The sequence below is a fragment of the Bradyrhizobium betae genome (assembly GCF_004123905.1).
Lineage (GTDB): Bacteria > Pseudomonadota > Alphaproteobacteria > Rhizobiales > Xanthobacteraceae > Bradyrhizobium > Bradyrhizobium betae_A.
On the sequence record NZ_MZXW01000053.1, the window covers coordinates 499281 to 520209 of the forward strand.

Consider the following 20929-nt stretch of genomic DNA (forward strand, 5'->3'; position numbering starts at 1 on the left):
TCAGCGCTCGTCCCGGGCAAGAGTAGATCATGTCCCTTACCACTGCTCTCGACTCCGCTCGCGCCTCGCTCATGGCGTCGGGCATCCAGTCGTCGACGATCTCGCGCAACATCGCCGGGGCCGGCGCCACCGGCTATTCACGCAAGATCGCCGTGCTGGACAACCTCCCAGGCGCCGGCGTCTACGTCGCGGCGATCCAGCGCGCCGCCAGTTCGGGTCTCTACGACAACGTCCTGGTCGCGACCTCGTCGTCGGCCAAGCAGAACGCGATTTATGACGGTCTCCAGAAAATCGCATCCGCCACGGTGGACGATACGGAGCTCGACCAGTCGCCGACGGCGCAGCTCAACGCGCTGAAGAAGGCGCTGCAGCAATACGCCAACGCCCCTGATAACACCACGCTGGCACAGGCGGCGGTCACGTCCGCCAAGGACATGGCGACCGCCCTCAACCAGGCGACCCAGGCCGTGCAGTCGGTCCGTGAGGGCGCGGATGCCGACATGAAGGTGTCGGTTCAGAACATCAATCAGCTGCTCTCCCAGTTCCAGTCCGTGAACACCGCGATCGTGAAGGGCACGATCGCCGGCGACGACATCACCGACTTCCTCGACCAGCGCGACAGCATCGTCTCGAAGCTGTCGCAGGAGCTCGGCGTCTCGATGTCGCTCCGTCCCAACGGGGACGCGGCGCTCTACACCGACAGCGGCGCCGTCCTGTTCGACAAGACGGCGCGCACGGTGAGTTTCGCGGCGACCGACATCTATACGGCCGGCACCACCGGCAATGCGGTCTACGTCGACGGCGTGCCGGTGACCGGAGCCAATTCGGTGATGCCGCTGAAGTCGGGCAAGCTCGCGGGCCTTGCTCAGCTACGTGACAAGGACACCGTGACCTATCAGAGCCAGCTCGACGAAGTCGCGCGCGGCCTGATCAATACGTTCAGGGAAAGCGATCAGACCGCCGCGGCGCTGCCCGACGTTCCCGGTCTCTTCACCTATCCCGGCGCGCCGGCGATGCCGGCGAGCGCCACCGTCTCGGTCGGCCTTGCCGGCCTGATCAGTGTCGCGGCGTCAGTCGACCCGGCCCAGGGCGGCAACCCCAATCTGCTGCGCGACGGTGCGATCAGCGGCAACGTCGCATACCGGTACAACACCGCGGGCAACGGCGGCTACTCGGCCCGGCTGCAGCAACTCATCGGAGGCATGGATGCGGCGCAGCCGTTCGATGCAACAACGCAGGGCAAGCCGAGCGGCAGCCTGATCGACTTCGCGTCGTCGTCGGCGAGCTGGATCGAAAACCAGCGCAAGACCGCGGATTCCAACGTCACCTACCAGAAAACGCTGCTCGACCGCAGCACGGCGGCGCTGTCCAACGTCAGCGGCGTCAACATGGACGACGAGATGTCGCTGATGCTCCAGGTCGAGCGCACCTATTCGGCATCGTCGAAGATCATCTCGACCGTCGACCAAATGCTGCAGAGCCTGCTGGCTGCCGTGGGGAATTAAGCCATGATGAGCGCGAACTACATCTCGACCTTGATGCTGTCCTCATCGTTGAGGTCCTCGATCACCAACAATCAGGCTGCGCTGAGCAAGGCCTCGACCGAGGCCACCACCGGCCGCTTCTACGATGTCGGTCTCGAGCTTGGTGCCACGACGGGAAGCGACCTCACCCTGCGGGCAGACTGGAGCTTCGCCGATCAGCTCGTCGATACCAACGGGCTCGTCGCGGGACGCCTGGACATCACGCAGAGCCGGATCACCCAGCTCGGCACGACCGCAACGGACTTCCTCAAGGACCTGATCGCAGCCCGCAGTACCGACGGCGGCGGCCGGATCATCCTGCCGCCTGCGTCCTCCAACCTCCAGGATCTGATCGGCGCGCTGAACGTCTCCTATAACGGCTCGTATCTGTTCTCGGGCATCAACACGCAGAACACGCCGGTCACGGCCTATGCCACGGGCACAGCCAGCAAGAACCAGGTCGATGCCGATTTCCTTGCGACTTTCGGCTTCTCGCAATCCTCGCCTAACGTGAAGAACATCACCCCGGCGCAGATGCAGACCTTCCTCAACACCACCTTCGATGCCGAGTTCGCGAGCCCGGCCTGGAACACCAATTGGTCGTCGGCCACCGACCAGGTCATGCAGAGCCGTATCTCGACGACCGAGATCGCCGATACGTCCGTCAGCGCCAACCAGACCGGCTTCCGCAAGCTTGCCGAGGCCTACACCATGATGGCCGATCTCGGGAATGCGAACCTGGACCAGTCGACGTTTCAGGTCGTCGTGGACAAGGCCATCGGCCTGGTCGGAACCGCCATCACTGACCTCGCTACGCTCGGCGGCAATATCGGCACGGTCCAGCAGCGGATGACCACCGCAACCGACAAGCTGAAGGCGCAGCAGGACATTCTGAACAATCAGATCGTCGGTATCGAGAAGGTCGATCCGGCGGAAGCGTCGGTGCGCGTCAATGTGCTCCAGACCCAGATCCAGACGGCGCTCGCGCTGACGTCGCAGCTCCAGAAGATCAGCCTCATCAACTATCTCTGAGCCCGGGCCGCCGTCGCTTTCTCATTGAAATTCCTGCGCAGAGTTTGTCCGGATGACTTTTGAATCCTACGAAACGGTCGTTGAAGACAGCGGCTACGAGGCGCGGGGGCGCGAGCGCCAGGCGCTCAGCCTCGGCATCGATCGGCTGGAACGGCTCCAGAACGAACGCTTCAACATGGAGGATCAGGTCCAGAGCCTGCTTTACGTCCGGCGGCTATGGACCATCTTCATCGAGGATCTCGCACATCCGGAAAACGGGCTTCCCGAGAAGCTGCGAGCCGACATCATCTCGATCGGCCTGTGGGTGGTCAAGGAAGCCGATCGCCTTCGCGAGGAACGGTCGAGCGACGTGATGCAGCTCATCGAAATCAACCGCCTGATCCGAGACGCTCTCTGATGAAAATCTCGTTGCGCGCGGGCGAACGGATCTACATCAACGGCGCGGTGCTGCGCGTGGACCGCAAGGTCTCGCTCGAACTCGTCAACGACGTGATGTTCCTGCTCGAAGGGCAGGTCATGCAGGCGTCCGACGCCACCACGGCGCTGCGGCAGCTCTATTTCATCGTCCAGCTCATGCTGATCAACCCGACCGACATCCGGGATGCTTCGGCGCTCTACGCGCAGCACCACTCGGCCCTGGTCGCAGTGTGCGAAAGCCGCGAGATGCTGGAGGGGCTTGCGGCGGCCGACGAGCTGGTCGAGACGACCCGTTACTTCGAGGCGCTCAAGCGGATCCGGGCACTGTTCCCGGTGGAGCAGGCCATCCTGGCCGGCGCCGCGACCGATTCCCCATCCGAGGCGGCCTGACAGCGGAGAGGCACATGAACGTTTCCAGCGCGACCGACAGCACCAGCAAATCGTCCAGCTCGAACACGCCCACGTCGAGCACCGGCGTCGACTACAACACGTTTCTTCGGCTCCTCATCGCCGAGATGAAGAACCAGGATCCGACCAACCCGATGGACACGTCGCAATACATGAGCCAGTTTGCGCAGCTGTCGTCGGTCGAGCAGGCGATGCAGACCAACACCAAGCTGGATTCACTGCTGTCCTCGCAGTCGTTGTCGCAGGCCTCCGGACTGATCGGAAAGACCGTCAGCTTCACCGACTCCACCGGCGCGACCTTCACCGGCAAGGTGGCGTCGGTCTCCATCAACTCCGACGGCTCCGTCGCGACCCTCCAGGACGGCACGAAGGTCGCCGTCGGACCCGGCCTCACGATCAGCCAGTCATGAACGAGCGGGACGCCCTCGACATCGTCCAGGCGGCGATCTGGACCATCATCGTGGCCTGCGGACCCGCCGTCGGTGCGGCAATGCTGGTCGGCACGCTCATCGCGCTGATGCAGGCGCTGACCCAGATCCAGGAAATGACGCTGACCTTCGTTCCGAAGATCATCGTCATTCTCCTGGTCGTGGCCGTCTCCGGCTCCTTCATCGGTGCCCATCTCTCCACCTTCACCGAGATGGTCTACTCGCATATCGAGCGCGGCTTCTGAGCCGCTGCGCTGTCGGCCACCACCCTCGCGTAAGCTTTACACGGCAGATTGCGGGGCGGACCCCCCTGCCGGTGACCCATGGCCGATACGTTTGCTGCTAGCCTGCCCAGCCCCCGCCGTTTCGGGGCGGATGCCTTCTTCGCAGGCGGTATCGTGGCCATGCTCACGATCCTGTTCCTGCCGATCCCGCCGATCCTGATCGACCTCGGCCTGGCCTTTTCGATCGCACTGTCGGCGCTGATCCTGATGGTCGCGCTGTGGATTCAGCGGCCGCTCGACTTCTCCGCCTTCCCGACCGTGCTGCTGATCGCGACGATCCTGCGGCTGGCGCTCAACGTCGCGACCACCCGTCTGATTCTGTCGCGGGGCGGGGAGGGCGAGCAGGCTGCGGGCCACGTCGTTGCCGGCTTCTCGAAGTTCGTCATGGGCGGCGACTTCGTCATCGGTCTGATCATTTTCGCCATCCTGGTTACGGTGAATTTCGTCGTGATCACCAAGGGTGCAACGCGTATCGCCGAAGTCGGCGCTCGCTTCACCCTGGACGCCATCCCCGGCAAGCAGATGGCGATCGACGCCGATCTCTCGGCGGGCCTGATCGACGACAAGGAAGCGCAGCGCCGGCGGCGCGAGCTCGAAGAGGAAAGCTCCTTCTTCGGCGCCATGGACGGTGCCTCGAAATTCGTCCGCGGCGATGCCATCGCCGGCCTGATCATCACCGCAATCAACATCTTCGGCGGCATCATCATCGGCGTCACCCATCACGGTCTGACGCTGTCGCGCGCCGCCGACGTCTACACAAAGCTCTCCGTCGGCGACGGTCTGGTCACGCAGATGCCGGCCTTGATCGTGTCCTTGTCGGCGGGCCTGCTGGTCTCCAAGGGCGGCACCCGGGGTTCGGCGGAGCAGGCCGTGCTGCGGCAGCTCGGCGGCTACCCGCGCGCGGTGACGGCGGCGTCGCTGATGATGTTCGTGCTCGCCCTGATGCCGGGGCTGCCGATGCCGCCGTTCCTGCTGCTCGGCGGCGTCATGGCTTTCGTCGGCTACTCGCTGCCGCGGCGGCAGGCGGCGCGGGAAAAGAAAGAGCATGCGCGCAAGGCCGACGAGCGTGCCCAGGCCGAGGCCAAGGACTCCGTCAAGGAATCGCTCAAGACCGCGGAGATCGAGCTGTCGCTCGGCGGTCACCTGTCGGTGCATATGCTGGGCTCGCGCACCGAGCTTGGCCACCGCGTGGCCAAGATACGCAAGAAGTTCGCCAAGCAGTACGGCTTCGTCATTCCCGAGATCAAGCTCACCGACAATCTGTCGATCGATCCGAAGGGATACCAGATCCGGATTCACGACACGCGTGTCGCCCATGGCGAACTGCGGCTCGGCGAGGTGTTGGTGCTGGTCGACAAGGACGGCAAGCCCGACGTGCCCGGCGAAGAGGTGATTGAGCCGGCCTTCGGCATGAAGGCGCTGTGGGTCACGGAAGCCTTCACCGACGAGGTCAAGCGGCAAGGCTGCAAGCCGGTCGACAATTTGTCGGTGCTGCTCACGCATCTGAGCGAAGTGATCCGGGCCAACCTCGCCCAGCTCCTGTCCTACAAGGACATGCGCGGGCTGCTCGACCGGCTCGATCCCGAATACAAGCGCCTGGTCGAGGATCTCTGCCCGTCGCAGATTTCCTATTCGGGCCTGCTGGCGATCTTGAAGATCCTGCTGGCCGAGCGCGTGTCGATCCGCAACCTCCATCTGATCCTCGAGGCGATCGCCGAGATCGCGCCTCATGTGCGGCGCTCCGAGCAGGTCGCAGAGCACGTGCGCACGCGTCTTGCCCAGCAGATCTGCGGCGACCTCTCCGACAACGGCGTGCTCAACGTGGTCCGTCTCGGCAATCGCTGGGATCTCGCGTTCCATCAGAGCCTGAAGCGTGATGCCAAGGGCGACGTCGCCGAGTTCGACGCCGACCCGCGTCTGATCGAGCAGTTCGCGACGGAAGCCAGCGCGGCGATCCGCAAGTTCACGGAGAACGGCACCAGTGTGGTGCTGGCGGTGACCCCGGAAGCCCGTCCATATGTCCGGATGATCCTGGAGCGGGTGTTCCCGACATTGCCGATCCTGTCGCATGTCGAGGTCGCGCGCAGTACCGAGATCAGGGCGCTCGGAGCCATCTCGTGATCAGCAGCCTCACCGACAGCGTGCTGGTGACGTTCATCGTGTTCTGCCGCATCGGCGCCTGCCTGATGTTCGTGCCCGGCTATTCCAGCGCCATGGTCCCGGCCCAGATCCGTCTATTCGTCGCGCTCGTCACCACGTTTGCGCTGACGCCGATCCTGATCGCGGTCCTGAAACCTCTGACGGAGAATGCGGCGCCGCTGGCGCTGGCACTCCTGATCGGCTCCGAAATCCTGATCGGCAGCGTCATTGGCCTCGGCGGGCGCGTGTTCTTCCTGGCACTCCAGACCATGGCAACCGTGATGGCGAGTGCGATCGGGCTCAGCAACATTCCGGGCACGCCGATCGCCGACACGGATCCGGCGCCGGCCCTGGTGCCGCTGATCATGGCGTCGGTCACCACGCTGTTCTTCGTGACCGACCAGCACTGGCTGGTGCTGCGCGGGCTGATGAACTCCTACGACGTCTGGCAGCCCGGCAGCAGGCTCGGCGGCAGCATGGCGCTCGACCAGCTCCTCGGCCGCCTCACGGAGGCGTTCGTGCTGACGGTGCGGATCGCGAGCCCCTTCATCGTCTATTCCGTCATCGTCAACCTGGCGGTCGGCCTGATCAACAAGCTGACGCCGGCGATTCCCGTCTATTTCATCTCGGTGCCCTTCGTGCTGTTCGGAGGCTTCCTGCTGCTCTATCTCACCAGCGACGAGCTCCTGACGCAATTCATGCTCGGCGTCTCGTCCTGGCTTGTGGAATGACAGCCATGAGGTCGCGCGCGGACAAGCTCGGTCGGATGGTCTCTGTCGTGAAGCTCCAGCTCCGGCTGGCCGAATGGCAACTCGTACATTTGCGGCAGCAGGAGCAAAGCTTGCAGGACGAACAGGAATGGCTGGTTGGAACCCTGAACGAGGGCAAGCCGCCGGCGGGTTCGTCGAGCGAATCGATCGCGCGGCGTCTCAACAGGACGAGCGTCGGCGCGCGCGCGGTGAAGGAGCAGGCTTCGCGGCAAGTCGACCAGGTTCGTTCAGAAACCCGCCGCGTGAAACAGCTCGAGGAAGTCGCCAAGGCAGCACTCGCAGACAAGCTTCGCTATGCAGAAAAGCGTTCGCTCGAGGAGATGACGGGAACAAGCCTTACCGTGCGCGAATGGACGCCACGGCCAGCCAGCCGGAACAAGACATGATCGTGACAGCGACCCCCGACGTCGTTCTCGACGTCCTCGATGCCGCCGACCCCGTGACGCAGCGCGCCGCGACCGCGAAACTCGATGCGCTGAAATCATCGGATGCCGATTTCGCCGCCACTATGGATGCCGAAGCGAGTAAGGCCAAAGCGGCGGCCGCCGATCAATCCGCGGCGAAGCTTGCCGAGACGCACTCGACGGCGGTGAACGGGCCGCCGGTGCGGGTGATCAAGAAACCCGGCCCGGACGAGGTCTATCGCAAGTTCGAAGCCTTCATCCTCCAGACCTTCGTCGAGACGATGCTGCCGAAGGAGTCGGAGCAGGTGTTCGGCAAGGGGACTGCCGGCGGCGTGTGGAAGTCGATGCTGGCGGAGCAGCTCGGTGCTCAGCTGGCAAAGGGTAACGGCATTGGCATTGCCAAGCAGCTCGCTGCCGCACGTCCGGCGGGGCCGGACACGACCGGCAAGGCCGGATGACGATCCGCGAATGGGTGACAGAAGTTGAGGGGTGAATTTTCTATGCAGGCACAAGAAGGCGCGGCTGCCCTGGTGATGGAGCAGCCGGTGGTGGACACCGAGGCGATGACGATGGAAGCGGCATCAGGCGATGCGCTGTTGCCCGTGCTGCTGCCGAATGTCGACGGCGAGGCGGTGATCAACCGCACGGAGGCGGAGAAGTCGGACGAGATGCGCGGCCTGCTGGCGGCGATCCGCCGGCTCGAGAGCATCGTCGAGGAGGAGACGGCCGCGCTCGCGACGGGCAAGAAGATCGATTTCGACGATTTCAGCGCTCGGAAGAGCCGGAGCATGCTCGAATTCGTCCGCCTGATGCGGGTGCGGATGCATCTTGGCGCCGAGGTCGAGGTCACCGAGGAGATCCAGCGCTTGCGCGAGAAGCTCGAGCGCAATCGTTCCCTCCTCGAGATGCATTACGACGCGGTGCGCGAGGTCGCGTCCATCATCGTCAAGGCGATCAAGGACGCCGAGTCGGACGGCACCTATACCGGTCGCACAGCGCAGGACGGAAAATGATCAGACTCGTTCTGGCCGGGCTCTGGGTCTGCATCCTCACGGCAGGCACGAGCTACGCCGTGGCCTACTGGAAGGAGAACGGCAGCCTGCTGCCGGCCAAGGACGCGTATCTCGAAGGGCTGCAATACCAGAAGACGCGGGCGCTGAGCATACCCATGGTTGAGAATGGCGGCGTGCAGGGCTACATCGTCGCGCGCTTCGTCTACACCGTGGAGGCGCGGACGATGCACCAGCTCAACGTGCCGCCGGAGCCGTTCGTCGTCGACGAGGCCTTCCGCAGGATCTATGCCGACGATCGCCTCGATTTCAGGAAGCTCGCCCGTTACGACCTCTCCATCCTCACCACGGCCATCAAGCAGCGCGTCAACGAGCGGATGCAGGCCGACGTCGTCCAGGACGTCCTGGTCGAGGACTTCAACTACGTCTCGAAGGAAGAATTCCAGACGAAGCCATAGGCGTCACCGCGCAAGCCTGACGCGACTTTCCGGCAGGATCACGCCCGAATGAAGCTCTGAGGCGCGATCGCCGTTCGGTCGCGCCTTGCCGCGGTTGCGCGTCGCGCAGCTGCCTTCCCCGACGTCAATTCCTGAAAGTGCAACGGCCTCTGCGAAAGTGCTTCGCAGAGGCCGTTGTTCGGTTTCGTAGCTGTGCCCTGCCGCGTCAGTTTCCGGCCGGGTACGCCGCCGGGGCAGTATGCGCCCTGTCGAGGAGGATGCCGACCTCGTCGAGTTCCTGCATCGGCACGTCGATGGTCTCGCCGGCCGGGATATTCAGCCGGTATCCGACGTAACGCCGCGCCACGACCGCATCGAAGCCGAGGCGGTCGCGGAGTTTCTTGCGCAGCTTGCTGACGTGGCTCTCGATCACGCTCTCGTCGAAGGCGGACTCGAAGATGCCGTAGATCGCGTTGAAGATCTGCGTCTTGGTGACCCACTTGCCGTGGTTGCTGACCATATATTCGAGAATGCGCAGTTCGCGGCGGGGCAGAGTGAGGGCGTGGCCCGCGATCTCGGGGTCACGTCCGTTGAAGAAGACCTGGATTCTGGTCTCGCAGGGCCTCGGCAGCTCGCCCACCCGGCGGCGCGCGATCGCGGCCGTTCGGGCGAGTATCTCGCGGAGATGAATCGGTACATGCACGACGTCGTCGACGCCCGATTCGAACAGCTCCAGCGTGTTCTTGAGCATCTTCTGGCCGCTCATGGCGATGATGGGTGCCGCGGAGCGCTTGCGCATTGCCCGTGGCAGGCTTCCGCGGGCATCGCAATCCCCGAGGAGGAAGGCGTCGACCGCTGCCAGGTCCGATTCACTTGCAGATTGCAGCCAGTCCCAGAATTCTCCGGAGGAGAAGCCGATCGACGATACGCCTTCGCGAACGAGCCCTCCAACATAGCTGTTCGTGACGCTCTCGCGATCATCAACGATAATATACATCAGTCTTTCGCCCCTGTTTCGCATTTGTCGCGGCCGGTAGTTGTTGTGATGCCCGGCTCGGCAACCATGCTGTTTGACGATATTTCCCATCCCGCGAACCGTTGTTATGGTTTCGATATTCGCGGGCAGCCCTACGCATTCAGTGCCTGCGTTTTTCGCGGGCCTGTTACTTCGACTCGATACTAAACGCTTACTGGCGTGAGGCCCGGCGGGTGTCTTACGGATCACCTCGCGGAGCGGATTGAGACAGCGACCTAGAACAGTTGCGCCAAGTTGCTTATCGCGTCCGAACGCACCTGAACCTTGCCGATCTCCTCGCCAACTGGCGAGAGAATCACTTGAGTAGGACCGTAACAATTGCCGTTTTCCGATCAAGCGCGCGCAACAAAGCGATTGCTATGCGTGTTTGATGCTGTTGGTTTGTTTCGGGTTGTTTCTTGATATATTCAATCGTATCAGTTGATTTAGATTTCGAACTAGTTTTGCGCCGTGACGGTCCTATCGTTCCGCATCCCCGTATAATCATAGCTATTTTAGGTGGTGCTGCGAGGCATGCGCAGGATGAGTTTTTCAACCCCGGATTGACTGTCTCCACTGTGTTTCCACATGCGACAATTCGACTCATGTATGGCGAGGGGACTCCAGCTTGGCGAAATCTTGGCGAGGGTGTGTCTTTCGAGTCTCACTCTCGCCACGTGCGTGACGCGTTTGACTCATTTGACGTTGCATCGTTCGCGATGAAAAGTTTTCGATGCGCACGTTTCAGGCAAGCTTCGACACTTAAATTCGTCGTTCGAGAGATCGAAGCGAACGGAGCATTTTCACATGTTGTCCGATGGACAAGCTCGTCCCGGCGAGACCGCCGATGTTTCCGCGGCGGCGAAGCCAGCTCCGGAAGCACGCAATGCAAACACGACGCAAGCGGCGAAACCCGCGACAAGTGCAAAACGTATGTCGGCTGCGTCGAACGACGAAACTCTGGCGAAAGAAGCGCTCGAGGGGTTGAAGCGCATTCGCGCCAAGGCGCGCCTCGACAAGATGGCGATACCCAAGCCTGCGCCGGTTGTGATCAAGCCCGCCGTGATCGTGGCCAAGCCGCCGCCGCCCCGCCCGACCTGGGTCGCGCCGCTCGCGACATTGGCGGTCGCCGCTGTTCTGGTGGTCTGCGCCTGCACCGGCGTGATCGCCTATCTCACCACGCAGCCCGCCCAGAGCAACGCCGCGGCCAATACGGAGATCAGGAATCTGCGCGAGACGGTCGCGCAGCTGCGCAAGCAGGTGGCGGGTGTGTCGGACAATCTCGACGGCCTGCGCACCGCGGTCGATCAATCGAGCAAGGCGACCAATGATCGCTTTGGCAGGTTCGGGGAGAACCTCGACCGCATCGAGCGGGTCAGTTCGTCCTCGACCGCGAAGCTCGACAAGCTCGCGCTCGCGCAGACCCAGGCTCCGGCGCCGACAGCGGTACAATCGCAGCCGTCACAGGCTGCCCCGATGATGGCTTCGCTCGCATCGCCCGAGATCACGGGATCGGTGCCTCCGTCAGCGCCGCGAAAAGTGGTCAAGGGCTGGTCGGTCCGCCAAGCTTATGAGGGGATCGCGATCCTGCAGAGCCCGAACGGTGTCATCGAGGCGGTGCTGGGACAGCAGGTGCCCGGCCTAGGCCGCATCGAGGAGATCAGGAACGAGAACGGGCGGCTGGTGGTGGAGACCAGCGGCGGTGTCATCTATTCGTCACGCAAGACGACGCCCTGATCGACTTCTATTGGCGGTGATGCTCGAAGCTGGTGCATAGCAGCTCGACTTCCGGCTCCGCGATCGGCGCGCGGAACAGGCGGCAGCTGAACTCGACCGTCGACTTGCCGTCCGCGGTGGTGCGATCCTCCCGGAGGAAGATGCAGCGCTTGCAGACGTCGGTATGGTGCCGCTGCTCGGCGGCGTCGGACTGATCGAGCACGTGGCGGAGCGCGTCTCGGAAGCGGATCTTGGCCTCGTCGTCGAGCACGGCAATGGCCTCGACGAGAACGTTGACGGGGTCGCGCGCCAGGAACTTCTTGCCCTGCTGCGTGACGCTGAGCATCACCGATCGCTTGTCCTTGGCCGAACGCTTTCGCTCGATATAACCGATCCGCTCCAGCTCGCCGATGATGAATGAGGCGGTGCCGCGGGTGGTGCCGACGTAACTCGCGAGCGCCGAGGGCGTGCGGGAAAACCGGTTGGCGCGCGAGAGAAAACGCAGCGACATCCACTCGCGGTCGCGCAGGCCGTGCTTGGTGCCTTCGAACCACAGGATTCGAGCGACTTGTTCCAACAGTTCAATCGATTCACGAGCCAAATTCATTTCAGGTCCAAGTCGGATAAAGCTTTATTCAATTGAGCCTTGGGGTGCGCAATCTGGTGGACGAACAATGAAGCTCTCGGGCGCCCCTTCGTCCGAGACGGACGGCGGAGCGCGCGGCGGAGGGAAGATGTCTCTCCTTTGCGGAGATGGAACTTCTGGCCGTGCAACTAGAGCGTCACAAAGAAAGTTCGAGTAAACTGCACGGCTCAACTCTTCCGAAAATTTCAGTCAAATGACTGCGGTTCGCGTGCTGGATTCCGATAGCGCGCAGCATCCGTGCAACATGATGTGTCGTTGCGGCCACTGTGAGGCCCATTTGTTGCGGGGATGCGTTTCGAATTGCGCGAAGGGGCTGCATCTCTGCAACTTCTGACCGCGTGGCGTGCGGCGGGAGAACCGCAATTTTCAGTTAATGGATGTTGCGTCGCAGCGCGGCTACGCGGTTAAATCCGGCACACGATCAAATCCGGGTGGCTGGCGCCGGCTGATCCGTTCGTGCCGACGAAGGGATGAGACCGGCGGCAGCACGCTCGCAGGCTGGTGATTTGCGTTTCCCCGGCAATTATTGGCGAATGCGTCGCCCCAGGGGGCACCATGACGGGCAGCAGGAAGGGATAGATAGATGAGCTTCGAAACCACCATGACATCCGACGTCGTCGGGCTGACCAAGGTCGCTCCGGTCTCGCGCCGCGGATTCATGAGCGCCACGGCGGCTGTCGCCGCCGGCTACACGCTCGCGGCCGGTCCAGTCCGTGCCGAGGCCATCACGACCGACACCAGCGGCCTCCAGGCCGGCGAGGCCAAGATCAAGATCGGCTCCGAGGAAATGCCCGCCTATTTCGCCCGCCCTGCCGGTAACACCAAGGCGCCGGTGATCATCGTGGCGATGGAGATTTTCGGCCTGCACGAATACATCAAGGACGTGACGCGGCGTCTCGCCAAGCTCGGCGCCTTCGCCATCGCGCCCGACTATTACTTCCGCAAGGGCGCTGACCTCACCAAGATCACCGAGATCAAGGACCTGCTGCCGATCGTCAATTCCAAGCCGGACGCCGAGCTGCTGTCCGACCTCGACGCGGTGGTGGCATGGGCGGGATCGCAGGGCGGCGACACCGCCAAGCTCGGCATCATCGGCTTCTGTCGCGGCGGGCGCACCGTCTGGGAATACGCCGCCCATAGCGGCACGCTCAAGGCCGGTGTTGCGTTCTACGGCACAGTGGTCGATCCCGCCAATCCGCTGTGGCCGAAGAGCCCGATGCAGCTTGCCCCCGAGATGAAGGCGCCGGTGCTCGGCCTCTATGGTGGTGCCGATACCGGCATTCCCGTGGCCCAGGTCGAGCAGATGAAGGCGGCGCTCGGGCAGAACGAGAAGACGGCTGAATTCAAGATTTATCCGGACGCGCCGCACGGCTTCCATGCCGACTACCGCGGCAGCTACCGCAAGGATGCGGCGGAAGATGCGTGGAAGCAGGCCGAGGCCTGGTTCAAGAAATATGGCGTGTTGAGCTGATAGCGGATTTTTGGAGGGCGGCCCAATCGGCCGCCCTCTTTGTATCAAGACGCGGCCTTACTTCGTCATCGCGCCGTAGACGATGTCCTGGACCTGCTCGCGATAGTATTTGCGCAGTTCGCCCGGCGCGGCCGTTCCCACCACCACGACAAGACGCTCCTTGGGATCGCAGAAGAACTGCGTTCCGAACGCGCCGTTCCAGGTGAACTCACCGGGATTGCCGGGGACCGAAGACAGGCCCTCGCTGGTGCGGACCGCGACTGAGAGGCCAAAGCCGAAGCCGGCGCGATGCGGCTCGATATTCGCCACGTTGTTCTTGATCTCGGGACCGAGGTGATTGGTCGTCATGTGGTGCACGGTCTTAGGCGAAAGGATGCGCTGGCCGTCGAGCTCGCCGCCGTTGAGCAGCATCTGTCCGAAGCGGACGTAGTCGCCCATCGTCGCGAACGAACAGGCGCCGCCGCAATCGAATTGGGTTGGAGTATCCAGCAGCTTGATGACTTGCGGCTTGCCGGTCAATGGATCGTTCGCAAACGGCCGGGCGAGGCGAGGGCGCTGCGCGCCGGTCGGGTGGAACGTCGCGTCCTTCATGCCGAGCGGCTGCCACACATTGGCGGCGAGATAGTCGCCGAGCTTCTGCTCGCTCACCTTCTCGACCACGGCGCCGAGCACGTCGATCGAGAAGCCGTACTCGAACTCGGTCGAGGGCTGATGCGCCAGCGGCAGTTTCGTCATGCGATCGATGAAGGCCTGGGTGTCGCCTTCGATCGCCGGCGCGACGCCATCAGGATATTGCCGTGCCACCGGGCTCGAACTGTCCGGCCGGCCGCCATACATCAATCCCGACGTATGCCGGTAGAGATCGTGGATGAAGATCGGCGAGGCCTGCGCTTCGAGTTTCAAGGAACCGTCGGCCTGGGTTACGCCGACCTGCATGTCGGCAAAGCCGGGATAGTAATCGGACAGCTTGGCCTGGAGCGGCAGCTTGCCTTGCTCCATCAGGGTCAGGCCCGCGACCGCTGCCATCGGCTTGGTCATCGAGGCCAGCGCGAAGATCGCGTCGACCGGCATCGGCGTGCCCTTGTCCGGATCGAGCATGCCGTAGGCCTTGTAGTGCACGAGCTTGCCGTCCCGTGCCACGGCCACGACTGCACCGGGCACGCGCTTGGCGGCGATCTCGCGGGCGAAAAAATTGTCAAGCCGTGCAAGGCCCTGCTTCGAGAAGCCGGCGTCGTCAGGATTTGCTTCAGGCAGCGGCGCGGCGCGTGCGGCACCAAACGTGATGACGGCAGCGGCCGCCGCGATCATGGCGATCGTCTTGTTCATTATATCCTCCCAAGGCGAGCTCGTTATACGAGTGGCTTGCTCGTTGCCTAGATCACGATCGCGCCCGATCGAAGTCAAGCGCGGGCAGGGCATGTCTGGGGCGCCGGAGATGCCGGACCTCTATCGCCCTTCGCCAGCGCGCCACAGTGCATCAAGGGCATGGCGGTAGGTCGGCCACGCCAGCGTGACGCCGAGCTCGCGCTTCAATTTCGCGTTGGAGACGCGGGCGCTGCTGGCATAGAAGCTGCGCGCCATCGCCGACATCTCGGCGGTCGCGAAGGCCTCTTCGGGCGGTGGGGCAATGCCCATGAGCTCGGCGGCATAGGCGATTACGTCCTGCGGCGGCGCGGGCTCGTCGTCGCAGACGTTAAAGATGCCGCCTCCCTGATGACGAAGCGCGGCCATGATCGCGCTTGCGATGTCGTCGACGTGGATGCGGTTGAAGACTTGTCCGGGCTTGATGATGCGCCGGGCTGTGCCCGCCCGTAGTGTCACCAGCGCGTTGCGGCCGGGACCGTAGATGCCTGCGAGCCGCAGGATCGCGGCATCGCCGCTTCCCGTGTCTGTCCAGGCCTGTTCCGCCGCCAGCCGCATGCGGGTGCGATCGAAAACGGCCAGCGGCGGCGTGCCCTCATCCACCCACGCGCCGCCGTGATCGCCATACACGCCGATCGTGGACAGGTAGACGATCCTGCGATGGCCCGCCGCCAGCACGTCCGCGAAAGCCGCGAGCGCGGGGTCGCCGCTATTGCCGGGCGGAATCGACACCAGAAGGGCATCGGCCTCGCTGATACGTTTGACCGTCTCGTCAGCCGGACGGCCGCCGGCAAAGGCATGCATCTCGATATCCGCGAGATCGTCCCGTTGCGCGGGATCTCGCACCGTGCCGGCGATGTGCGAGAAGCTGCCGCCGAATTGGCGGACGAAATGCCGGGCACTGTAGCCGAGGCCAAGGATGAAGAGCCGCATGCGTCTCCCGTGCAGGTCGGAGTTCCCGTTCGCGCCAGTGCGCACCCCGCTCATAAGAGATTTTTGGGTCCGGCAAAAGATATTGCGATTTTACTCGCCTGCCAGTGCGGGCGATGCTCGTGTATCGGGAGGAGGTGCCGATCATGCAGGCAGAAGCGATCGCGCCATCCGGCGCCGCCGGACTGATCCGGCGCGCGGCAGCGCTGATCTTCGATGTCGACGGCACCCTGGCCGAGACGGAGGAGCTGCATCGGCTGGCCTTCAACCACGCCTTCGTCCGCCACGGCCTGGGCTGGCATTGGGACCGTGCCGTCTACAAGGACCTGCTGCGGGTGACGGGCGGCAAGGAGCGCATGCGTGCCTACCACGCAAGGCTGGGGGTCGCTCCGCCGTTGCCGGATACGGACATCGCGGAGCTTCACCGCATCAAGACTGCGCATTATGCTGGCCTGATCGAAACCGGCTGTTGCCCCTTAAGGCCCGGCGTGACGGATCTGCTCACCGCGGCTAGGAAGCGCGGCCAGCGGCTCGCGATCGCGACCACGACCTCGCACGGCAATATCGATGCGCTGCTGTCCCAGGCGCTCGGCAAGCACTGGGCGGCGGATTTCGATGCGATCGTTGCCGGCGATGACGTCAGCCACAAGAAGCCGGCGCCGGATGTCTATCTCGAGGTTCTTGCCCGACTGGGGCTGCAGGGCTTCGAGTGCGTTGCAATCGAGGATTCCGGCAATGGACTGATCGCGGCCTCGCGTGCCGGCATTCCCGTGCTCATCACCCGAAGCATGTTTTTTCGGGACGATGACTTCTCCGAGGCGCGAGTGGTGCTGGATGATTTGTCGGAACTCGGAGGCCCAAAACAAAAAACGTGAAAAACAACCCCATGCACAGTAGATCACGCTGGCGTGAGTGCCCCGGTCAGTGCACCCGGTGGCTCGCTCTATCGTCCTCGGCCTGCTCGACAATTTGCGCAATCGGGCTCGACTGGTGATGCACCAGGCGCCAGTCGTCGCCGACGCGTCGAAAATGGTTGGCGGCGGCCAAAGCGGTGCCGTCGACGATCTCGATGCAGAGCACGCGGGCGCTGTCGCCGTCGACGATGGCCTGCGGTTCGGCGCAGGTGATCTGCGGTCTTTCAGGATTTTGCAGGATGTCGCGCCAGCTGCCGATCACGGTGGCGCGCCCGATGATCGCCGGCCAGCCCGGATGGATGCAGGAAATGGCGTCGTCATCCGCCCACATCCGCTCCATTCCGTCGAAGTCGCCGGTCGAGAAGGCGTCGTAGAAGGCCGCATTGGCGGCGATGATCTTGCTGTCCTTTGCCATGCCTCTCGGGTGCGGCAATGGCCCGCAAAAATCAAGCGCGACTTCAGTTCGATTTTGCGTTCGATTTCGCGTTCGAGTTTGACCGCAGTGCAGCATTGCCTGCTTTGTGATCACGCCGAAACTGACGTTTCCACCGCCCGCCGCGCGCCATCCTTATAAAGACGGCCGAGCGCCGAGGTCACGGCCTCGCGCAGGCGAGGTTCGGCGCCGAATGGGCCGAACACCTTTTCCACGCCGAGCAATGCGGGCGCGAGCTTTTCAGCCACGGGACCCGCCTCACGCGCCAGCGCGGCGAATTCGACGGCGAGCGGATCGCGCACGTCGATGGCGCGGCCCTGCTCGTCGATCGCGGTGACGTAGCGCATCCAGCCGGCGACCGCGAGCGCATGCGTTGCGATCGGCAGGCCTTTTGCGAGGCGGTCCTGCATCGCGCCGAGCAGGCGCTGCGGCAGCTTTTGCGAGCCGTCCATAGCGATCTGCCAGGTGCGGTGATGCAGTGCCGGATTGGCGAAGCGCTTGAGCAGCGAGGCGCGATAGGCGGCGAGATCCGTGCCAAGTGGCATCGTCAGCGTCACCGCGGCCTCTTCCATCACCTGCGCGGCAAGACGCGCGAAATTCGGATCCTGCATGGTGTCGGCGATGGTCTCGTAACCCGCGAGATAGCCGAGATAGGCCAGCGCGGAATGGCTGGCGTTGAGCAGCCGCAGCTTCATCAGCTCGAACGGCTTGACGTCGGTGACGAGCTCGACGCCGGCTACGGCAAGATCGGGCCGGCCTGCGGCAAAGCGATCCTCGACCACCCATTGCGTGAACGGCTCGGTCATGACCGGCCAGGCGTCGCGTAGGCCGAGCGCCGAGGCGACCGCATCGCGGTCGGCATCATTCGTTTCCGGCACGATGCGATCGACCATGGTCGAGGGGAATGCGGCATTATCCGCGATCCACTTGCCGAGATCCTTCGAGCGCAGCGCCGCGAACTGCGTCACGATCCGCTGCACGGTGTGGCCGTTGGCGGCGAGGTTGTCGCAGCAGAGCACGGTGAAGGGCGCAAGACCCTGCGCGCGCCGCCGCGCCAGCGCGGCCACGATGAAGCCGGGTGCCGAGCGCGGCGCATCGAAATTGTTGAGGTCGTGCACGACATCAGGATGCCGTTCGTCGAGATCGCCGGTCTGCGGCGTGTGGCAATAGCCCTTCTCGGTGACCGTCAGCGAGACGATGCGAATGGCGGGATCGGCCATCCGCTCGACCAAAGCTGCCGGCTTCTCGCGCGCGACGACGCTGTCGAGCAGCGCGCCGATGACACGATGCTCGGTGCCTTCGGCGGCGCGCACGGCGACCGTATAGAGATGATCCTGTGGAGCGAGGGCGTCACGCGTATCCGGGCTGCGCAGGCTCGCGCCGATGATGCCCCAGGCGTTGCTGCCTGCGGCAAGGCAATCGTCGATGACGACGGCCTGATGGGCGCGATGAAACGCGCCGAGGCCGAGATGCACGATGCCGGGCGTGACGCGCGAACGGTCATAGGCCGGGCGGCGGATGCGAGGTGCCAACCGGTCGAGATTGGCGCTGCCAAGGCGCATGGTCGTCTCTCCCTGTATTTGGCCGCTGCTTGACATGGCGCCCGTATCAGGTCAATGCTCCGGTCAATTGGTAAGGCCAATTATCCAAAATTGGCGGGCCGCGGGCATGAAGCAACCGTGCGGCCCTTTTCGGGAGGACCAGCGTGCCGCTGGAAGCTGTGGAGGCGAGACGGCTTTATCGCCAGGTCGCCGATCAATTGCGAAGCCTGATCGACAGCGGCGAGTACGCGGTCGGCAGCCGCTTGCCGACCGAGCGCGAGCTCGCCGAGCAGCTGAAGGTCTCCAGGCCGACGGTGCGCGAAGCCCTGATCGCGCTCGAGGTCGAGGGCCGCGTCCGCATCCGCGTCGGTTCCGGCATCTACGTGACCGAGCCTGCGGATGCCGCACCGGCGCTGCCGGCCGCCGGCATCGAAGGCCCGTTCGAGTTGCTGCGCGCCCGCGAATTCCTGGAAGGTGCCATCGCCGAACAGGCCGCGCGCGTGGCGACAAAGGACGATATCGCCCGCATCGACGCGTCGCTCGTTGCGATGGAGAATGTCGAGCATCCCGGCGAAGCCTCGATGGTGCACGACCGTGCCTTCCACGTCGCGATCGCCGGCAGTCTCGGCAATGCCGTTCTGGTGCGCGTGGTCGGCGAGCTGTTCGACCAGCGTCTTAATCCCTATTTCGCGCAGCTTGCGCATTATTTCGAGAGCCCGGGCACCTGGCGCACCGCGCTCGACGAGCACCGCGCGGTGCGTGATGCGATTGCGGCGCACGATCCCGAAGCCGCCCGCGATGCCATGCGCAAACATCTGGAGCGCTCGCAGGAACGCTTTGCGCAGAATTTTGGCGCCGAGGGCGTGGCGGGGGCACCTGCCGAGCGAGGCCGGTCTGCGCGAGCGCCGGCGAAGCCGGCAAAGCCAAAGAGGGCACCGAAGACGCAGGCCAAGGCGGCCGGAAAGAGCGGCGGCGCACGGCGGCGATGAGATTGGGCGGCCCGTCTCCGCTTCGGGGTGGGTGAACAAGAAGCAGACTTTAGTCAGTGGAGGATAAATCAGTGTTGAAGAAGATGACAATGGTGCTGGCGACTTCGGTCGCGGCAATGTTTGCGGCGACCAATCCCGGCATGGCGCAGACCAAGCTCAAATGGGCCCATGTCTACGAGACCTCGGAGCCGTTCCACACCGCGTCGGTGTGGGCCGCGCAGGAGATCGGCAAACGCACCAACGGGCGCTATGCGGTCGACGTCTATCCGGCCTCCCAACTCGGCAAGGAAGCCGACATCAACCAGGGCCTCTCGCTCGGCTCGGTCGACATCATCATCTCCGGCTCGAGCTTTGCGGCCAAGAGTTTTCCGCCGATCGGCGTGACCTATTATCCCTACACTTTCCGCGACTCGGACCATCTGCTGGCCTACACCAAGAGCGACATCTTCAAGGAGCTCGCCAAGGGCTATGAAGACAAGAGCGGCCACCACATCGTCGCCGTGACCTATTACGGCGTGCGCCAGACCTCGTCGAACAAACCGATCAAGACCTGCGCCGACCTCAAGGGCCTGAAGATGCGCGTGCCTGACGTGCCCGCCTATCTCGCGATGCCGCGCGCCTGCGGCGCCAACACCGCGCCGATCGCCTTCGCCGAAGTCTATCTCGCGCTCCAGAACGGCACCGTCGAGGCGCAGGAGAATCCGCTGACCACGATCGAGGCCAAGAAGTTCTACGAGGTGCAGAAGCACATCGTGCTGACCGGCCACATCGTCGACCACCTCAACACGGTGGTGGCGGGTGCGCTCTGGAAGAAGCTCAGCGACGAGGACAAGAAGATCTTCACCGACGTCGCGCAGGAGGCCGCCGCGAAAGCGACCGCCGAGATCAAGCAGAACGAGGCCAAGCTGGTCGCCTTCTTCAAGGAGAAGGGCCTGACCGTGACCGAAGTCGACAAGAACGAGTTCCGCGACACCGTGCTGAAGAACGTCACGTTCGAGACCTTTGGCTATCGCAAGGCTGACTGGGAACGCATTCAGGACGTGAAGTAACGCAACAGGAT

At 63.7% G+C, this 20929-nt stretch carries 23 protein-coding genes; 17 read left to right on the forward strand and 6 right to left on the reverse strand.

Features of this window, described 5'->3' with window-relative positions; genetic code table 11:
• Positions 1-29 precede the first annotated feature (29 nt).
• The 12 genes from flgK to B5V03_RS37630 all read left to right on the forward strand — a co-directional run bounded on the left by flgK (position 30) and on the right by B5V03_RS37630 (position 8873).
• Positions 30-1505 carry a flagellar hook-associated protein FlgK gene (gene flgK / locus B5V03_RS37575; RefSeq protein WP_129275438.1) on the forward strand — a complete coding sequence of 492 codons (1476 nt, stop codon included), beginning with the start codon at positions 30-32 and terminating at the stop codon, positions 1503-1505.
• Positions 1506-1508: 3 nt separating this feature from the next.
• Positions 1509-2555, forward strand: a complete 1047-nt coding sequence (locus B5V03_RS37580; protein ID WP_129275439.1) for a flagellar hook-associated family protein — start codon at positions 1509-1511, stop codon at positions 2553-2555.
• 52 nt (positions 2556-2607) lie between these two features.
• Positions 2608-2952: a flagellar biosynthesis regulator FlaF gene (flaF, locus tag B5V03_RS37585; protein WP_129275440.1), complete on the forward strand. Its 345-nt coding sequence runs from the start codon at positions 2608-2610 to the stop codon at positions 2950-2952.
• Positions 2952-3362 (forward strand): flagellar biosynthesis repressor FlbT, encoded by a 411-nt coding sequence (flbT, locus tag B5V03_RS37590; protein WP_129275441.1) that lies wholly within the window; start codon positions 2952-2954, stop codon positions 3360-3362. Before flaF ends, flbT begins: the two co-directional genes overlap by 1 nt.
• Before the next feature lie 14 nt (positions 3363-3376).
• Positions 3377-3790, forward strand: a complete 414-nt coding sequence (gene flgD, locus B5V03_RS37595) for a flagellar hook assembly protein FlgD (protein ID WP_129275442.1) — start codon at positions 3377-3379, stop codon at positions 3788-3790.
• The gene (fliQ, locus tag B5V03_RS37600; protein ID WP_129275443.1) at positions 3787-4053 is read left to right on the forward strand and encodes a flagellar biosynthesis protein FliQ; all 267 of its coding nucleotides are present in this window, start codon (positions 3787-3789) and stop codon (positions 4051-4053) included. Before flgD ends, fliQ begins: the two co-directional genes overlap by 4 nt.
• Before the next feature lie 78 nt (positions 4054-4131).
• A complete protein-coding gene (flhA, locus tag B5V03_RS37605; RefSeq protein WP_129275444.1) occupies positions 4132-6213 on the forward strand; it encodes a flagellar biosynthesis protein FlhA in 2082 nt (693 codons plus the stop codon).
• Entirely contained in the window at positions 6210-6962 is a 753-nt protein-coding gene (gene fliR, locus B5V03_RS37610; protein ID WP_129275445.1) for a flagellar biosynthesis protein FliR, read from the forward strand. Before flhA ends, fliR begins: the two co-directional genes overlap by 4 nt.
• A 5-nt stretch (positions 6963-6967) precedes the next feature.
• Positions 6968-7387 (forward strand): hypothetical protein, encoded by a 420-nt coding sequence (locus tag B5V03_RS37615; RefSeq protein WP_129275446.1) that lies wholly within the window; start codon positions 6968-6970, stop codon positions 7385-7387.
• Positions 7384-7863, forward strand: a complete 480-nt coding sequence (locus tag B5V03_RS37620; protein ID WP_164988542.1) for a rod-binding protein — start codon at positions 7384-7386, stop codon at positions 7861-7863. Before B5V03_RS37615 ends, B5V03_RS37620 begins: the two co-directional genes overlap by 4 nt.
• Before the next feature lie 42 nt (positions 7864-7905).
• Positions 7906-8418, forward strand: coding sequence for a flagellar biosynthesis protein FlgN (locus B5V03_RS37625; protein ID WP_129275448.1), 513 nt, complete (start codon positions 7906-7908; stop codon positions 8416-8418).
• On the forward strand, positions 8415-8873 hold the full coding sequence (locus tag B5V03_RS37630) for a hypothetical protein (RefSeq protein WP_129275449.1): 459 nt from the start codon (positions 8415-8417) through the stop codon (positions 8871-8873). Before B5V03_RS37625 ends, B5V03_RS37630 begins: the two co-directional genes overlap by 4 nt.
• A 205-nt stretch (positions 8874-9078) precedes the next feature.
• Here B5V03_RS37630 and B5V03_RS37635 read toward each other — a convergent pair whose 3' ends face one another.
• A complete protein-coding gene (locus B5V03_RS37635) occupies positions 9079-9849 on the reverse strand; it encodes a response regulator transcription factor (protein ID WP_164988553.1) in 771 nt (256 codons plus the stop codon).
• 825 nt (positions 9850-10674) lie between these two features.
• Here B5V03_RS37635 and B5V03_RS37645 point away from each other — a divergent pair.
• On the forward strand, positions 10675-11604 hold the full coding sequence (locus B5V03_RS37645; protein WP_129275451.1) for a hypothetical protein: 930 nt from the start codon (positions 10675-10677) through the stop codon (positions 11602-11604).
• Between the two features lie 7 nt (positions 11605-11611).
• Here B5V03_RS37645 and B5V03_RS37650 read toward each other — a convergent pair whose 3' ends face one another.
• The gene (locus tag B5V03_RS37650) at positions 11612-12190 is read right to left on the reverse strand and encodes a MarR family winged helix-turn-helix transcriptional regulator (protein WP_129275452.1); all 579 of its coding nucleotides are present in this window, start codon (positions 12188-12190) and stop codon (positions 11612-11614) included.
• Between the two features lie 622 nt (positions 12191-12812).
• Here B5V03_RS37650 and B5V03_RS37660 point away from each other — a divergent pair.
• Complete coding sequence (locus tag B5V03_RS37660) at positions 12813-13700, forward strand: dienelactone hydrolase family protein (RefSeq protein WP_129275453.1); 888 nt, start codon at positions 12813-12815, stop codon at positions 13698-13700.
• A gap of 57 nt (positions 13701-13757) precedes the next feature.
• Here B5V03_RS37660 and B5V03_RS37665 read toward each other — a convergent pair whose 3' ends face one another.
• Both B5V03_RS37665 and B5V03_RS37670 read right to left on the reverse strand, forming a co-directional pair.
• Positions 13758-15026 carry a serine hydrolase domain-containing protein gene (locus tag B5V03_RS37665; RefSeq protein WP_129275454.1) on the reverse strand — a complete coding sequence of 423 codons (1269 nt, stop codon included), beginning with the start codon at positions 15024-15026 and terminating at the stop codon, positions 13758-13760.
• A gap of 120 nt (positions 15027-15146) precedes the next feature.
• The gene (locus B5V03_RS37670; protein WP_129275455.1) at positions 15147-15995 is read right to left on the reverse strand and encodes an SDR family oxidoreductase; all 849 of its coding nucleotides are present in this window, start codon (positions 15993-15995) and stop codon (positions 15147-15149) included.
• A gap of 143 nt (positions 15996-16138) precedes the next feature.
• Here B5V03_RS37670 and B5V03_RS37675 point away from each other — a divergent pair, with 143 nt between their 5' ends.
• Positions 16139-16867: an HAD family hydrolase gene (locus B5V03_RS37675; protein ID WP_164988543.1), complete on the forward strand. Its 729-nt coding sequence runs from the start codon at positions 16139-16141 to the stop codon at positions 16865-16867.
• Positions 16868-16913: 46 nt separating this feature from the next.
• Here the strand turns inward: B5V03_RS37675 and B5V03_RS37680 are convergent, their stop codons facing one another.
• Positions 16914-17321: a nuclear transport factor 2 family protein gene (locus B5V03_RS37680; RefSeq protein ID WP_129275456.1), complete on the reverse strand. Its 408-nt coding sequence runs from the start codon at positions 17319-17321 to the stop codon at positions 16914-16916.
• A 110-nt stretch (positions 17322-17431) separates the two neighbouring features.
• Entirely contained in the window at positions 17432-18901 is a 1470-nt protein-coding gene (locus B5V03_RS37685; protein WP_164988544.1) for a mannitol dehydrogenase family protein, read from the reverse strand.
• Between the two features lie 143 nt (positions 18902-19044).
• Between B5V03_RS37685 and B5V03_RS37690 the strand changes: the two genes are divergently transcribed.
• Together B5V03_RS37690 and B5V03_RS37695 are read left to right on the forward strand one after the other, a co-directional pair.
• On the forward strand, positions 19045-19869 hold the full coding sequence (locus B5V03_RS37690) for a FadR/GntR family transcriptional regulator (protein ID WP_129275458.1): 825 nt from the start codon (positions 19045-19047) through the stop codon (positions 19867-19869).
• Positions 19870-19958: 89 nt separating this feature from the next.
• Complete coding sequence (locus B5V03_RS37695; RefSeq protein ID WP_433995371.1) at positions 19959-20918, forward strand: sialic acid TRAP transporter substrate-binding protein SiaP; 960 nt, start codon at positions 19959-19961, stop codon at positions 20916-20918.
• Positions 20919-20929 lie beyond the last annotated feature (11 nt).

What these genes read in the sequence shown, in the direction of transcription:
- flgD (WP_129275442.1), top strand. Translation starts at nt 3,377, where the DNA reads ATGAACGTTTCCAGCGCGACCGACAGCACCAGCAAATCGTCCAGCTCG.
- B5V03_RS37650 (WP_129275452.1), bottom strand. Translation starts at nt 12,190, where the DNA reads ATGAATTTGGCTCGTGAATCGATTGAACTGTTGGAACAAGTCGCTCGA.
- B5V03_RS37685 (WP_164988544.1), bottom strand. Translation starts at nt 18,901, where the DNA reads ATGCGCCTTGGCAGCGCCAATCTCGACCGGTTGGCACCTCGCATCCGC.
- B5V03_RS37665 (WP_129275454.1), bottom strand. Translation starts at nt 15,026, where the DNA reads ATGAACAAGACGATCGCCATGATCGCGGCGGCCGCTGCCGTCATCACG.
- B5V03_RS37675 (WP_164988543.1), top strand. Translation starts at nt 16,139, where the DNA reads ATGCAGGCAGAAGCGATCGCGCCATCCGGCGCCGCCGGACTGATCCGG.
- flgK (WP_129275438.1), top strand. Translation starts at nt 30, where the DNA reads ATGTCCCTTACCACTGCTCTCGACTCCGCTCGCGCCTCGCTCATGGCG.
- B5V03_RS37695 (WP_433995371.1), top strand. Translation starts at nt 19,959, where the DNA reads ATGGTGCTGGCGACTTCGGTCGCGGCAATGTTTGCGGCGACCAATCCC.
- flbT (WP_129275441.1), top strand. Translation starts at nt 2,952, where the DNA reads ATGAAAATCTCGTTGCGCGCGGGCGAACGGATCTACATCAACGGCGCG.
- flhA (WP_129275444.1), top strand. Translation starts at nt 4,132, where the DNA reads ATGGCCGATACGTTTGCTGCTAGCCTGCCCAGCCCCCGCCGTTTCGGG.
- B5V03_RS37660 (WP_129275453.1), top strand. Translation starts at nt 12,813, where the DNA reads ATGAGCTTCGAAACCACCATGACATCCGACGTCGTCGGGCTGACCAAG.
- B5V03_RS37580 (WP_129275439.1), top strand. Translation starts at nt 1,509, where the DNA reads ATGATGAGCGCGAACTACATCTCGACCTTGATGCTGTCCTCATCGTTG.
- fliQ (WP_129275443.1), top strand. Translation starts at nt 3,787, where the DNA reads ATGAACGAGCGGGACGCCCTCGACATCGTCCAGGCGGCGATCTGGACC.
- flaF (WP_129275440.1), top strand. Translation starts at nt 2,608, where the DNA reads ATGACTTTTGAATCCTACGAAACGGTCGTTGAAGACAGCGGCTACGAG.
- B5V03_RS37615 (WP_129275446.1), top strand. Translation starts at nt 6,968, where the DNA reads ATGAGGTCGCGCGCGGACAAGCTCGGTCGGATGGTCTCTGTCGTGAAG.
- B5V03_RS37625 (WP_129275448.1), top strand. Translation starts at nt 7,906, where the DNA reads ATGCAGGCACAAGAAGGCGCGGCTGCCCTGGTGATGGAGCAGCCGGTG.
- B5V03_RS37620 (WP_164988542.1), top strand. Translation starts at nt 7,384, where the DNA reads ATGATCGTGACAGCGACCCCCGACGTCGTTCTCGACGTCCTCGATGCC.
- B5V03_RS37635 (WP_164988553.1), bottom strand. Translation starts at nt 9,849, where the DNA reads ATGTATATTATCGTTGATGATCGCGAGAGCGTCACGAACAGCTATGTT.
- B5V03_RS37680 (WP_129275456.1), bottom strand. Translation starts at nt 17,321, where the DNA reads ATGGCAAAGGACAGCAAGATCATCGCCGCCAATGCGGCCTTCTACGAC.
- B5V03_RS37645 (WP_129275451.1), top strand. Translation starts at nt 10,675, where the DNA reads ATGTTGTCCGATGGACAAGCTCGTCCCGGCGAGACCGCCGATGTTTCC.
- B5V03_RS37670 (WP_129275455.1), bottom strand. Translation starts at nt 15,995, where the DNA reads ATGCGGCTCTTCATCCTTGGCCTCGGCTACAGTGCCCGGCATTTCGTC.
- B5V03_RS37630 (WP_129275449.1), top strand. Translation starts at nt 8,415, where the DNA reads ATGATCAGACTCGTTCTGGCCGGGCTCTGGGTCTGCATCCTCACGGCA.